11 protein-coding genes are annotated in these 14730 nt (G+C 37.4%); 7 read left to right on the top strand and 4 right to left on the bottom strand.

What is annotated here, in order from left to right:
* Positions 1-760 precede the first annotated feature (760 nt).
* Positions 761-2623 (top strand): sensor histidine kinase, encoded by a 1863-nt coding sequence (locus ACQR30_RS02620; RefSeq protein ID WP_429730841.1) that lies wholly within the window; start codon positions 761-763, stop codon positions 2621-2623.
* Positions 2620-3249: a response regulator gene (locus ACQR30_RS02615; protein ID WP_429730838.1), complete on the top strand. Its 630-nt coding sequence runs from the start codon at positions 2620-2622 to the stop codon at positions 3247-3249. Before ACQR30_RS02620 ends, ACQR30_RS02615 begins: the two co-directional genes overlap by 4 nt.
* A gap of 173 nt (positions 3250-3422) precedes the next feature.
* On the opposite strand, the gene dacB is transcribed toward ACQR30_RS02615, so the two are convergent.
* The gene (dacB, locus tag ACQR30_RS02610) at positions 3423-4835 is read right to left on the bottom strand and encodes a D-alanyl-D-alanine carboxypeptidase/D-alanyl-D-alanine endopeptidase (RefSeq protein WP_429730835.1); all 1413 of its coding nucleotides are present in this window, start codon (positions 4833-4835) and stop codon (positions 3423-3425) included.
* A 134-nt stretch (positions 4836-4969) separates the two neighbouring features.
* Between dacB and ACQR30_RS02605 the strand changes: the two genes are divergently transcribed.
* Both ACQR30_RS02605 and ACQR30_RS02600 read left to right on the top strand, forming a co-directional pair.
* A complete protein-coding gene (locus ACQR30_RS02605) occupies positions 4970-5341 on the top strand; it encodes a hypothetical protein (protein WP_429730832.1) in 372 nt (123 codons plus the stop codon).
* Between the two features lie 10 nt (positions 5342-5351).
* On the top strand, positions 5352-6134 hold the full coding sequence (locus ACQR30_RS02600) for an MBL fold metallo-hydrolase (protein ID WP_429730829.1): 783 nt from the start codon (positions 5352-5354) through the stop codon (positions 6132-6134).
* Positions 6135-6201: 67 nt separating this feature from the next.
* On the opposite strand, the gene ACQR30_RS02595 is transcribed toward ACQR30_RS02600, so the two are convergent.
* Positions 6202-7017, bottom strand: coding sequence for an anti-sigma factor (locus ACQR30_RS02595; protein ID WP_429730826.1), 816 nt, complete (start codon positions 7015-7017; stop codon positions 6202-6204).
* 5 nt (positions 7018-7022) lie between these two features.
* Positions 7023-7526, bottom strand: coding sequence for an RNA polymerase sigma factor (locus ACQR30_RS02590; RefSeq protein WP_429730822.1), 504 nt, complete (start codon positions 7524-7526; stop codon positions 7023-7025).
* A 303-nt stretch (positions 7527-7829) separates the two neighbouring features.
* Between ACQR30_RS02590 and ACQR30_RS02585 the strand changes: the two genes are divergently transcribed.
* Together ACQR30_RS02585 and ACQR30_RS02580 are read left to right on the top strand one after the other, a co-directional pair.
* Positions 7830-8270 (top strand): hypothetical protein, encoded by a 441-nt coding sequence (locus ACQR30_RS02585; RefSeq protein ID WP_429730819.1) that lies wholly within the window; start codon positions 7830-7832, stop codon positions 8268-8270.
* Between the two features lie 46 nt (positions 8271-8316).
* Positions 8317-9486, top strand: coding sequence for a hypothetical protein (locus ACQR30_RS02580; protein ID WP_429730815.1), 1170 nt, complete (start codon positions 8317-8319; stop codon positions 9484-9486).
* A gap of 262 nt (positions 9487-9748) precedes the next feature.
* Here the strand turns inward: ACQR30_RS02580 and ACQR30_RS02575 are convergent, their stop codons facing one another.
* A complete protein-coding gene (locus tag ACQR30_RS02575) occupies positions 9749-12718 on the bottom strand; it encodes a triple tyrosine motif-containing protein (RefSeq protein ID WP_429730812.1) in 2970 nt (989 codons plus the stop codon).
* Positions 12719-12943: 225 nt separating this feature from the next.
* On the opposite strand from ACQR30_RS02575, the gene bglX reads away from it, so the two are divergent.
* On the top strand, positions 12944-14730 hold a 1787-nt coding region (gene bglX, locus ACQR30_RS02570), incomplete at its 3' end, for a beta-glucosidase BglX (protein WP_429730810.1).

Below are 14730 nucleotides of genomic sequence, written 5' to 3'. Positions count from 1 at the left end.
AAAAATTTCCCTCCGTTAAATTGTTGCCTGCTACTGCCCTGCTCATTTATTTTGGAGGCTATCCAATTAATAATATCCTCTTTAGATGGAATTGTTTGCGCAAACGAGGATTTTAATGCGAATAAAAGAACAAAAAATAAAAATGCTTTTTTCATTTTGTAGAGATTTAATATCATAAAATGTTTTCAATATATTTTGCACAAAAGTTTCACCGGGAAATCTGTCGTTTGTGCCCGTAAATCTGTAAAAAAATAATCCACCACCCACTCCAGAATCCTTCGGAAGAACTTGTAGTCTTAGATTGAAAAAAGGTTTAAATAACCTAAACATCGCCGCGTTCAACCTGTTTTTCTACGAACAATTTATATCAACTTTCTCGGTTGTATAGTTGTGAAAAATAAAAGATAAATCGGTCCCGCTTCCACAAGAGAGCGTAACTTTTTTATCTACAACGAAAACACCATCTAACTTCAAGTTATAGGTAGTTTTACAGGTAAAGATGTTTGCCATTTTTGCGCTTTGGCTAGTATAACTTCCAGATAGCATAATAATAGTTTTTTCAGTATTTTAGATTTGGTTCAAAAGAAGTGTTGGCAGTAGACAATTATTCTATCAATGACCAAATTTACTCCGGTGACTTTCCGTAAACAATACCTGTTTTCCGGTATTTTTTTGCGCCGGATAAGTTGTAATTTGCGAGAGAATTGCTTAATTACCGCTTATGAAGATGGCTGCTTCTTTATTTGTTAGTCTAATATTTATGGCTCCTATATTAGTGGCACAAAGTGCCTACAAGGACACTATGGTCGTAAGTGGTGCAAACAGTGAACATCTATCTGAATATTTTTCTTACTTTAACGACAAAGCAAATAATATAAATTTTAAACAGGCAGATTCCTTGCGAAAAGTAGGGAAATTCTCTCGTTGGCAATGGCACAAGACTTTCAATGTGGGTTATACCAACAGTAATTATTGGATTTATATTATTTTAAAAAGCACAAATAAAGAAGCGTTCAACTTGCTATACAGCCTTTATGCGCCCATTGATTCAGCAGTTTGGTACATCGCTGACACTAGCAAAAAAGGGTTTAAAAAAATTTCAACCATTTCATACCTCACTCCATTACTACAAAGACCTTATCCGGTCAGGTCTCTATCGCTGCCTATACACCTATTGCCTGGCGAAAACAAAGGTGTTTATCTGCATGTCATTAATTATCACGCCAACATCTACATGCCGATGGATATTACCACACCGGAAGATTACTTGTTGTGGGAAAAAAATTTTTATTGGCATTGGGGCTGGTATATGGGATTCTTTTTGTTCGCAACAATTTTAAATCTGCTCTTGTTCATCGTGCTGCGCGATAAAATTTATTTATGGTATGGTTTATATGTGATATTCAACATGATTTTCCTTTTGAAAGAAGATATGTTAGATGCTTCGTTATTTTCAGGAGGGTTATATGTTTTTCTTAAAAGATTAGGACAATATCCGTTTGCATTGTTTGCAGTAGCATGTGGCATACGAGTAATGCAATTGTTTACCAATCAGAAAACTTACAGTCCAATTTTCTTTAAGTTTTTGCGTGGTGTTTTTACATTCGACATTTTTTTAGGAATTGTGCTCTTATTGTGGAATTATTTTTTCAGTTTTCATCCCTTCACAAATATTGGGGTAAAATTAGATGTGGTCTTTGAAATATTTATGGCATTCTCTTTTCTGTTAATTATGCTGGGTCTAATAGAAATGATGTATAAAAAAAAGATGCTGGCTTTGTATTATTTCCTCAGTGTTTTATTACTCTATCTTGGATTCGTTAATTTGTTACTCAATCATATCGGTATTATCAATTATAATCCAATCCGCCCAAACCTAATTACGGTAGGACTAGCTGCGGAAATTATTTTATTAAGCATATTGTTAGTTATTCGCTATCGGCATATTTTTAAGGAACATGCTCATTTGCAGTTTCTGCAAGCAGAAAAGGAAAAAGAGATTTTTGAGAGTGTAATAGTTGCACAGGAAGAGGAACGCAAACGGCTGGCGCAGGACTTACATGACGATTTAGGCGCTACCATCAGTACACTGAAACTACATATCAGTAACCAGCATAATGATGGCTACAAAGCGTCACCGCACTATCGCAAAACGCTCGAATTGATAGGAAAGGCAGCCTCCGACTTACGCGAGATATCGCATAACTTACTTCCTAGGGAATTTTCGCAGGCAGGTTTGTTTAAGGTAATAGCCAATAGAATTGCTGAATTAAATAACAAGACCGATACTTCTTTTGAATTAATTACAGAAGGAGATGATAAACAATTAGACATCACAACGTCGGTAACCCTTTATCGCATGGTGAATGAATTACTATCTAATATAATTAAACATTCAAAGGCCAGCGAAGCCACCATTCAGTTATTATTGATTGAAGGTATCTTGCAGTTGATTGTGGAAGATAACGGCGTAGGACTGCAAGTTGGAGCAAATCATAAAGGTATCGGATTAAAAAATATTGAATCAAGAGTTGCCTTTTTAAATGGTAGCTTTACTATCGAGAGTAGTAACAAAGGAACATCTTCTATTATTGAATTTTCAATTCATAAAACGAAAATATGAAGGCAATAAATTCTATAAAAATTATAATTGCCGACGACCATCAACTTTTTGCCGATGGTTTGGAACAATTATTAAATGGAGAACAAAACTATACCGTTTTGGCAAAAGTACATAATGGCAGACTGTTAATTCAGACCTTGAATAAATTGTCCCCCGATTTAATTTTACTGGATATTAATATGCCCTATCTGAATGGTATCGAAGCAGCCACTGCTATAAGAAAAAAGAATCCTCTAGTGAAAATTGTTTTTGTATCCATGTATTTTGATGAAAAAATTATTACAGAAAGCAGGGCTTTACATGTAAATGGATTTATTTCAAAAGATACTACGGCTGACGATTTAAAACTTTTTCTACAAAGAATTATCAATGGAGAAATAGTATTTCCCCAAGAAAAAATGCCCATCCGAAACAATGCAGATAATTTTATAGCCGGTCACAAATTGTCCAATCGGGAAATTGAAATTATTCAATTAATCAAGCGAGGGCTTACAAGTAAAGAGATTGCTTGCGATTTATACCTAAGCGAGCTAACCATTGAGACTCATCGCAAAAATATTTTCCGTAAATTAAATGTAAGAACGAGCGCCGCTTTGATTGATTTCGCAAGTAAAAACCATTTGTGATTATTTGCAGCTATCATGTCAACTAGTCCGCAATCTCATAAAAGAAAAGTCCAAGAATTATCGATTGCTGCCTGTGCTATGACGCCAGTATCTTGAAAGCATTCATGCATCGGTATCAGCAAAATAGTTTTCAAACAATTTCAATCACGAATTTTGTGATCCATCTCACAAAGCTATTTCAACACATCTAAAATTCGGTACATTTTGGGCAACAAACTATATTGACTACCATAATAATTATTGATAATAATAGAAAAGACATATTTTTTCCCCGTGCTTTTGGAAACTTGGTAACCGGCATAAGCTTTACATCCACCGATGGTGCCGCTCTTCATTTTCATGCCGTTGTAAGTAGGCAATGCTTCATAAAAATATTTAAACCAATCTTTATCCTGCGCATACAGCAATGCCTTTACTTCTGCCTTTGCACACACATAGTTTTGCGGTGAAAGTCCACTTCCGTCAATCATCTTTAACATAGAATTATCGATACCTTTATCCAGCCAAAATCTTCTTATTACACTTACTCCAGCTTCAGTTGAACCTTCTTTCCTCTCTTGATAACCTATTGCCTTTGCAAAAGCTTCACCAAAAAGATTTACACTATTGCGCAGAAAAAAATGAACAATATTATGCATTAAAGGTGAAGGGTATATATCCATGCTAGTCGTTATTTCAGGTACATTTTTATCTTTCAAAATATAATCAGCAGCAGTTTTTATTTCGCCCGTACAATAAATATTTTTCCCTTTCAACCAATCTCTCAATTCATATCCAAACTGCAATGGAGGGTTAGGCATAGAGCCTGTAACCATCAATGTTTTGCCTGCAGGTACCGACCCTTGAATTAAGGCAACGGGAGAATAGGGCGCCATATATAAACAACTTTTATCCGAAGAGCCTGAAGCACCTGTAGTTAAACGGTTTACCAGGGTCGCCCCTTGTAAAATAGGATCAACTTTTGTAACCGTGACATCACGACCAGCTTGGCTCCCACTTCGAAAAGTCACATTCGTCTGATTCTCCCTCCAATTAACACCCCAATCACCAGCACCATAATAATTCCCCATATCATCCCAAGGCCATCCACCAGGGGTCGGATTAAAATCCCATTTACTTTCATCAATCACAATATTGCCATCAATAGCGCGGATACCTGCATTAGCCAGGCTCGTCAGGATTTTTGCCTTTACGTCTTCTGGCTTAAAACCGTCAAAACGCCAACTCCCAAAAGTAGGATCACCATACCCGGTCACAATCAAATCTCCCTTCAGTACCCCATCGGACAAAGTACCGTTGTAACCAATTTGCGTTTTAAAAGTATAGTCGCTTCCCAGTATTTCAAAAGAGGCGATCGCAGTAAAAATTTTCTGTGTGCTCGCCGGAGAAAGTCCTCGTTCAGCATCGTATGCGTATACTTTCTCCCCAGTTGCAGCATCAGCAACATACAAACTAAGGGAAGCATTTCTCATTTGTGCATCATCAAGCAAACGTTGCGTTTGCGAGCTAAGTCTTGTGGAAATACTTTGCGCAAAAGAAGAGGTACTAATTAATAGAAATAATAGAGCTGATTGAAAATACCGCATGATTATTTTCTTTCAAAAATAAGGAAAACAATTTTATTCTGTTTAAGACCGGGTATTGGGTGGCACACTTCTAAGAATAATATGGCTTCGATTTGTAATCGATATTGTTGTAAATTGCTGCCATAAAGTTTTTTATGAAAAAGATTATAGCCATCATTAGCGCCATGCTATTACTTTCTTTGGGAGGCTATGTGTATTGGCGTTACTTTTTTGTATTTGCCGAAGGAGTAAAAACGGGCGTATTAAATTACGCCGTATATAAAGGGAATATATTCAAAACTTATGAGGGAAAGCTTATTCAGCAGGGTTTCGGGCGGCAGAACAATGGTTCTTTTCAAAGTTATGAATTTGAATTCTCGATAAAGAATAAAAATATCTTTAATCAATTAGAGACCAATAGCGGTAAAACTTTTGATCTTCATTATAAGGAATATCATGGGCGTGTTCCTTGGCGAGGCAATACCGTTTATATAGTAGATAGCGTTCTTGCTATGCGTAGCGAATAATTTTTTTAAAATGCAGCATAATAAATTAGATATTACTTTTCTGGGCACCGGCACCAGCAGCGGCGTACCAATGATTGCATGTCATTGCGAAGTATGTAGTTCAACAAATATTAAAGACAAACGTTTAAGAAGTAGCATCTTAATACAAACACCGCAAAGCTCTGTGGTGATTGACACAACACCGGATTTTAGACAACAAATGTTACGTGCTAAAAATGATCGACTGGATGCAGTGCTTTTTACGCATGCACACAAAGATCATATTGCAGGGCTAGACGACGTACGTGCATATAATTATTTTCAGAAGAAAACAATGAAAGTTTTTGCTACGGAAGCCACCCAAGCAGAACTAAAACGAGAGTTCTATTATGCATTCGGCGAACAGAAGTATCCGGGAATTCCACAGCTAGAACTTCATACAATCAACAGTCAACCTTTTTCTATAAACGAATTAAGTATTACGCCTATACGTGTATGGCATTATAAATTAGAAGTGGTGGCATTTAGGATCGGGAATTTCACCTATATTACGGATGCCAATAAGATAGATGAAGAGCAAAAAGCATTGATTCGTGGCTCTTCCACAATTGTTGTAAATGCATTGCGCAAAGAAAAACATATTTCCCATTTTACATTGGAGGAAGCAATCGCACTAATTGACGAACTAGAAATACCCAATGCCTATCTCACACATATCAGCCATCAGTTGGGCTTGCACGATGAAATAAGCCAACAATTACCCGAACATATACATTTAGCATATGATGGGCTGAAACTGTCAGTAGATCTATAATATAAATTTAATTAGTCCTCCCCGAAGCAAAGCGTCGTCATGGCAACAAATTACAATGCCTTAAATTTTAAGTCTTACCCGCTACATACATTTGGCTTAGTGTCGGAGAAACACTACCACCTTTGGGTTCTAAAGTAATAGCAAACATTTGCGCTCTTTCTATCACCTTTAGTTTTTGTATTTTAGGCGTCGTCCCATTATCATCATATAAACCTGCATCAACCGGTTTCCCGTCGACGATGGCCCATAATTGATATTGTTTGCCAGAAGGCGGAATGGGCAAATTGTTCAGAGAAAGATATACTTCTTTGGTATTACCATTCCAATAAACGGTAGCCTTATTATCGACATGTCCGGGAACACCAACTAACGATATTTTAACGATGTCAGGCCCCGAAATAACGCGCAGCAAACTATTTTGTGCAACAAGACTATCTTGTTTGGTTTCAATCCGTGCTAGCGTAGTCGAATACTTTTCAGTTTTGTTCTTATAAGATATGTTTAGCCCAATACTTACAACCAATCCAATAATAGAAGCGGCTGCCAAATATTTAATCCAGCTATTGTTTTTTTGGACAGTAGCTATAACTGCGCTTTGTGAAAAATCTTTACGCGCGATCGGAATCACAGGAGCATCTTCCTGTTTTGAAACAGCATCCTGTTCTTGTAATTCATTCCAAATCTTCTCCTTTAAGCCAACCGGCGGAGCGGTGGCTTCCTTGAGTGCAAACGCCTCCATTTCATTTTGACACGCCTCCAAAGCAGCGCGCACTTCGGAATGCTCGGCAGCCAAAAGCTCCAATTCTCGCGATTCCTCTGCACTGGCCAGTCCCAATGCATAAGTTTCAATAATGCCAGATGATATGTATTCTTTAATATTCAACTTTCTCAAGTATTTAAAATAGCTCTCAACTCTATCAATGCGTTGCGCGATCTTGTTTTTATCGTACCTAAAGGAATATCTAACTTCTTTGATATCTCTTCTTGCGTAAACCCTTTGAAATAGGCTAAATCAATAATAGTCCGATAATCCTCTTTCAATTGGGACAATACTTTTGACAACCCTATGTGGTCGACAAAGGTAGAAGTAGTTAAGTTATTCTCGATAGATACGTTGTTTTCTATATCCCGGTTTTGCTGTTCATTGCGATAGCTTTTCGAACGAAGCATGTCAATAGCCAGATTACGCGCGACATTCAACATCCAGGTAAAAAGTCTTCCTTTTGAAATATCATAGCTATCAATATTCTTCCAAATTTTCACAAAAGCCTCTTGCAAAACATCCACGGCAGTTTCTTCGACACTTATTATTTTTTTGATTACACCCAACAAAGCTCCAGCATAATTATCATAAAGATAATTAAATGCCTTCTCTTCTTTGCTTTTCAGCATAATCACCAAATCGGGCTCAGAATATTTTAATTGGATGGGCAAATTTCGAGAATGTGTTATACTACGCTAACTATATAATATAGTACGAAGATAAGAGAATAAAGAAGACCACAAATAAAATTTACGCTCTGTCATATAAATACGCATGTATCAGACACTATTAACGTCTAGACACCTCTCAATTTCCACCTACATATCTTTTGTCAGAAAAATGTCATGCTTTTAAAACCACATTTGATTATATGCCGTATATGTTAAGATAAAAACCGCTGGTCAATTATTATTCACTCTAAAAAGTATAAAATGAAAATCAACAAAAAAGTAAAAATCGCCGCTGGAAGTATTTTAGGAATTGCTTTTCTCTTGTTTGCTACACTTATCGTACATGTGGCTTATATGGTAAAAAAAGAAGCCAAAGAGCCCTTTGCACATGTGCAAATGTCACGCACAGACTTTCAGCAACCGGTCGACTCTGCAAGTGCATTGGCTATTCAGAATAAAATTAAAACATTAAAAGGAGTAAAGAGCACCTACTTTAACCTAAAAGACAATATACTCATTTACACGTTTGACAATAGGGAAAATACCGCACAGGATATATATAATAACGCCATAAAAAACACCGGCTTTGCCTCTTCGAGGCATATTGTATCTTCTAAGGAAATGAATACAGGCTGCCCGGTAATGAATCCAAATTCCTTTTACGGCAAGCTTAGTACACTTGTCGCCAAAGTGGTTAATTAGATCAACTCACTGAAACAATTTCCAATAATAAACAAAATCAAAAACCATGAAATTTAAAACAAAAGGTTTAATGCTCGCACTTTTAATCGCAGCAAGCGCGATGTTCTTTTCTTCTTGTAAAAAGAACGATTCTTCGACAAGTAATCCATTGGCGTCAACACCACTATATGACACATTAGGATGGTTTATCCAAGGAGCGAAAGGCAGCCCATCAGGACAAGGTACAGTTATGGTTGCTGACCCGGCCAACAATGGCCAGAAGATTCAGGCAGGACGTTTAGCAATACGTACCGTGGTAAATAAAGCTTTACCTATTATAGCAGGAGATCCACAATTGGCTATATATTTCCCTGTTCTATTAGGAGAACTTGGTCAAAAAAACACCACTGGATACAACGAACTCTTGACAAATTTTACTGATTTTGTACAACAAGCCGTAAGTGGCCAAACAGGTCTTTACACAGGATTATCAATGCTTCAAGCTCACCATTTCTCCGCAACTGAACAAGATGGCGGTAATCCTAGATTTGGTTCATCGGCAAATCAAACCGCTGATGCCGGTGACTTTACCAAATTTATTGGTGACGTTGTCATTGCTGCACAATCCTTAAACGTGCCTAACAGTGTAATCGGGCAATTGGGCGTTATCTTAAATAGTGTTCAAGGTGATGTAGTTCAAGATAAAAATCCGCCAAAAACTTCAGCACTCTATGATACTCTCGGCTGGTTCATACAAGGTGCAAAGGGTTCCGGACCTTATGCAGGTCAGGGTACTTCGATGATGGCCGATCCAGATAATAGCGGCTCTTACGTTCAAGCAGGTAGATTAGCAATTCGTACGGTTGTAAAAACGGCCTTACCGATGATTGCTGGCGATAACCAATTGAAGGTGTATTTCCCGGTTTTAATTGCAGAGTTAGGAAACAAAAATACCACTGGATTTTCCGATCTATTAGAAACTTTTACAGACTTTGTTCAGGCGGCAGTAAGTGGCCAGGACATATACAAAGGCAAGTCTATGATACAAGCACATAATTTTGCAACTTATAATAGATTTGGTGATGCACAACATCCGACTGCGGACTCAGCTGATTTCGATCATTTTGTGGGCATTGTAGCGACCGCTGCCACCTCATTAAAAGTTCCAAGAAGCGTCATTGGGCAATTGGGCACCCTGCTTTACACAACGGAGGGCGATGTCGTTCAAGATAAATAATAATCATAACAAACAGGCCAGATTTGGTTTTCATCGCAGGCTACCTCGACATTCTTTGGACGGGTAGCCTTTTTTGTATGGAGCAAATTTAGTTCACGCTGCAATCACCTAGATTCAGTTTAAATAATTATCAGGGTCTGATTAGAACTGCTCTACAGGTCGGGCGTCGATATCTTTCGCTATTCAGCGAACAAAAGGAGATGGCCTATTCCATTTTGGAGCTACTTCTTATGCCGATTGAAGATATTAGCCGTATGCATTGCTACCAGGATCGGCTTTCCACTAAAAAATCATATAAGTTTACATCTGAAGATGGTATCTGCAATTTTTTACGCAACCTATAGCGAGCCACCTCTACTCCTTTTAGTGAAATATTTAAAAGCTGTGCTATTTCTTTAGAGGACAAATTCATTTTTAAATATGCACAAATTTTCAAATCGGATTGTGTCAACTCCGGGTAAGTAGTCTTCAAATTTTTCAGAAAATTGTTATGCACTTCATCAAAGTGAATAGAGAATTGCTCCCATCCTTCATCCTGCTTTTCCGCCTCATTCAACATCTTTACCAACAAGGTAAAATCTCTACTATTCTCTTTAGTAGGTAGCTTTTTTATTGCAATGAGCAACTCTTCTTTTAACTTGGATAATAATTTTCCCCGCTTAAAAAGATGCATTGTGGTGGTAGCCAGTTCTTTATTTTTAAATGCAATATCCGTTTCAAGTTTTTCTTTCTGCAGCTGTATTATCTCGCGTTCATTATGTTCAATTTCGAGTTGATGCAGATATTGTAATTGCTTTTGTTCCTTTTCATATTTTTGTTTTTGCTTTTCAAATTTCTTTGCTTGAACACGGCTGATCAACGCCAATAAGGCTAGTGCACATATGGCGTAAAACAAATAAGCCAAATTTGTTTGGTACCAGTGCGGGTTGATAATAAAAGTATATTTTATTACTTTTGATTCATGGTTAAAATTATCTTTGGATTTTACCAGGAAGGTATATTTACCATAAGAAAGATTGGTATAATCTTTTTCATTTTTCGACGACCATTTACTCCATTGCTTATCGAACCCTTCCAATTGAAATGAATATTGAATATCATTGGGTTGCTTAGACATTGTCGTTCCAAATTCAAAATGAAAAGCATTAAAATTAGCCGGTAGTTCATCTATATTATCTGGTGACTGCGTCGCTAATAATTCATCTTTATCAACAAAATAACCATTATATAAAACGGAATCTTTGGTGCCTAGAGCAAGAACTTTGGTCAACAAAAGCTGCATTTCAGGTTTTTTCTGCTGATACCCAACAAAATTAATATGTATAAGTCCATCACTGGAACCGACAAATATATTTTGTTCGTTTAAAGGATATATAAATTCAAAACCGGAAATAAGCTTTCCTGTAATTTCAGGGAAATATTTGACCGTCCCATCTGGCAATACGACACCCAGTTTTTTCCCCGAAACAAACCAGATATTATTTTTCTTATCTTCTTTTACCAACCTTAAAGAAATATTACCAAATATCTTTCTATAGTATGCATTTTGTTCAAACTTATCTAATTGTGTATTGTAGGTGTAGAGCCCATTTTGTGTGCAAAAAACTATTTGATGACGAATGGAGTAAACGTAGTTATTCAAATTGCTGGGCAATCCATCTTTTTGGGTATATAACCTGACAGAAACAATCTTATGCATTCCTTTTTGAAACGTAAATTTATAAATACCCCGATAAGGATGTGCCGCCCAAATTATGTGGTTGATTGAGTCAATTTCCAAAAAGCGAAGTGACTCATAAATGCTATTACCTAAACCTCCGGAATCAATTATGCGACCCTTATACACTGTCATAAGACGAAAACCCGTATATGTTCCGGCTATAATATCGGTTTGTCCACCAACTGTTTGTGGCAATATCTTATATAACCAAGTGCCTTCATTTTTATACACAGGCGTAGCTACTTCATTGTTTACCAAAAAAGTTCCTTCATTATGACCCATCAACAATCCTTCCGGGGTAGGCAATAAGCCCCAAACTTGTCCCCCGGAATTCGCTACGCGCGTAAAAAGACCTTTCGAAAAACTCAAATCCTTATCTGTTGGCAAGGTGAGCGGCGTTGAATATAACCCATCTGAAGTTCCGATAAATAATTTGTTATTATAAATTTGGGCAGTATAACAAGCTGCAGGTGTATTGACAACAGGGCTTATTTTTTGAACAGCGGAGTTACTATTCACCAAATCTATCCCTTTATCTAAGCCCAGCCATAGATTGGATTGATTATCCAAGAACATGCTGAGCACATTATTATTTTGCAAGCGGGAATCACGAGAAAGGTGTCTGATGGTATTCCCTTTTTTATCAATAAAATAAACGCCATTGGAGGTAGTGCCTAAGGCAAAACTGTTTGATCCGGTTTTGAGGGAGGTGTAAATATGAGATACCGCTATTTTTTTATCAATCGGCAAATTGACTAATTGATTTTGGGAGAGAACAAAAACGCCGTCTTTCAGCGTGGTAATTAGCACAGCATCACTATCATAAGCAAGAATAGAAGTAATAATCTTCTTATTCGTAGCTGTACTAATGAGCCGCAGTTTGTTGTTGTTATACAAAAACAGCCCTGAATCTTTATCCTGTACAAACAATTTATTTCCAACCTGCGCCATATATGTCCACTCCACAGCAGGTCTAAATATTTGCACTTTTTTGCTGGAATCAATATGAAAAATTCTATCGGAACATCTAAAGAAGATGTCTTTACCAATAATAGCCGTATTCCAAACATCGGCAAAAGAGCGCTCTACCCCGGGAATTAACTTCTTTAAAGAATGATATTGAAGTGTGCCATTTTTTGACGGGAAGTAATAGCCAAACTCATCTTGGCCCCCCGCATAAATCTTCCCATCTTTATCAATTTTTAAAGAACGTACCAAGGTTTTATTGGGTAACGGATACATATTCCATGTATCTCCATTGTAAGTAAGTAATCCCTCCGTATTTGCAAAATATAAAATACCAAATCGATCTTGGGTGATCATCCAGTTTTGTGCACCGGCATTATACTGCTCACTGGTAAAATTGGTGACATTAGGTAATCCAATAGTATTTTGTGCCTGAATATTTGAGCAACAAAACAGTAGCCACAAACAGCACAAAACCCTGCCCATAACCAGTATCCTTTCTTTAGAATTTCTTATTCTGAAAATCCATATTGTAGGGATCCCCATTCTTAGCATTTTCATTCGTTAAAATTGGTTAATTCTTTAGAAAATTATCATTTTTTTTAAAAATAATTATTTGTTTGGTCATAATATATTGATAATCAATAATTATATTTTGTCTTGTAGGGGTATTGTAGTGTCGAGATCTTTGTCTGCGAGGTTTTATTTGTCAACCTTTACAGAAGTTTTTTAACAAACAAAAGTTTGTAATTCAATATGAGTCTAAATTACATGAAAAGAATCTATCTAATTAACGATGTGTTATTCAAAAGGAGCCCTATAAAAAAATGCATCCTTTTTCTGCTATATTTTGTGCTGGTAAGCGCACATATTTATGCTCAAAATAATGAAAATGATTTTATTGCTTCTTTGATGCAAAGAATGACTCTGGAAGAAAAGATCGGGCAGCTCAATTTAGCAGTTATCAATAATGGTGTTCTCACCGGCACCCAAATAAGTAAAGACGTCAATCAGAAAATTAAAAACGGACAGGTAGGTGGTGTATTTGGCACCTGGAATATTGAGCGAATTAAAAACCTACAGGATATCGCTGTGAAGAAATCAAGACTTCACATCCCCCTACTTTTCGGATTAGATGTTATACACGGTCATGAAACAATATTTCCGGTTCCACTGGCTCTCTCCTGTAGCTGGGATACAACTTTGGTTAAAGCAGTCGCAAGAACTGCTGCTATTGAGGCATCTGCAGATGGAATTAATTGGGTGTATTCTCCAATGGTAGATATATCTAGGGATGCTCGCTGGGGAAGAAATGTGGAAGGTGCTGGCGAGGACCCGTTTTTGGGTGCACAAATGGCAAAAGTGATGGTAGAAGGCTATCAGGGGAATAATTTAATGGAGGACAATACTGTGATGGCTTGCGTAAAACATTTTGCCTTGTATGGCGCTGTTACCGCAGGCCGGGAGTACAATTCTGTGGATATGGGTAAGCAAGAAATGTATCAATATTACTTCCCTCCATACAAAGCAGCCATAGACGCAGGAGCCGGTAGCGTAATGTCCTCTTTTAACGATATAAACGGACTTCCATCAGCTGCCAACAAATGGCTTTTGACAGATGTCCTACGCAAACAGTGGGGCTTTAATGGCTTTGTTGTCAGTGATTATGGAGCTATTAACGAGCTGACTACAAGGGGTCTTGGAGATTCAAAAACTATTGCAGCACTTGCGTTAAATGCCGGCAACGACATGGAGATGGTGGGTGATAATTATTTAGGAACACTCAAAAAATCCATCGAATCCGGTGCTGTAAATATTAAAACTTTGGATGCTGCCTGTCGAAGGATTTTGGAAGCAAAATATAAATTGGGTCTCTTTCAAAACCCCTATAGAAATATTGATATTAAAAAAGCGAAAACGGAAGAAGTGACCAAGGGCCATCTAGCCCAAGCCTTGGAGACAGCCAAAAGAACTTTTGTACTATTAAAAAATAGAAATCAACTTTTACCATTAAAGCCTCAAGGGACAATTGCCATAATCGGCCCGCTGGCAGATAGCAAGATAAATATGCCTGGTGCCTGGAGCGTGGCAGATGATTATCATCATTCGGTTACTGTATTGGAAGGGGTAAAGGCTGAGCTAAAAGATAAGGCTACCATCCTCTATGAAAAGGGTGCCAATATTACTGACGACTCTTTATTAAAATTAAGAGTAAATAGTTTTAAGCAGGAAATTACTACAGACAAAAGAACACCCAGACAAATGATTGATGACGCGGTAAAAATTGCTCAAAAATCGGATGTGATTATAGCGGTAGTAGGCGAAGCCGCCGATATGACCGGAGAATCTGCAAGTCGCACAAATATTGGGATTCCGCAAAGTCAGCTGAATCTTTTAAAGGCCTTACACAAAACAGGAAAACCATTGGTAGCCATACTCTTCAACGGTAGACCTTTGACAATTAACTGGGAGAATGAACATTGTGATGCACTTCTCGACACGTGGTTTGGTGGCTTTGTAGGGGGTAGTGCCCTCGCCGCGGGAGGATGTGGGGACTG

Source organism: Arachidicoccus sp. (assembly GCF_050436765.1).
Taxonomy (GTDB): domain Bacteria; phylum Bacteroidota; class Bacteroidia; order Chitinophagales; family Chitinophagaceae; genus Arachidicoccus.
The sequence above is the reverse complement of the archived record's forward strand: the minus strand, read 5'-3'. Positions and strand labels throughout refer to the sequence as shown.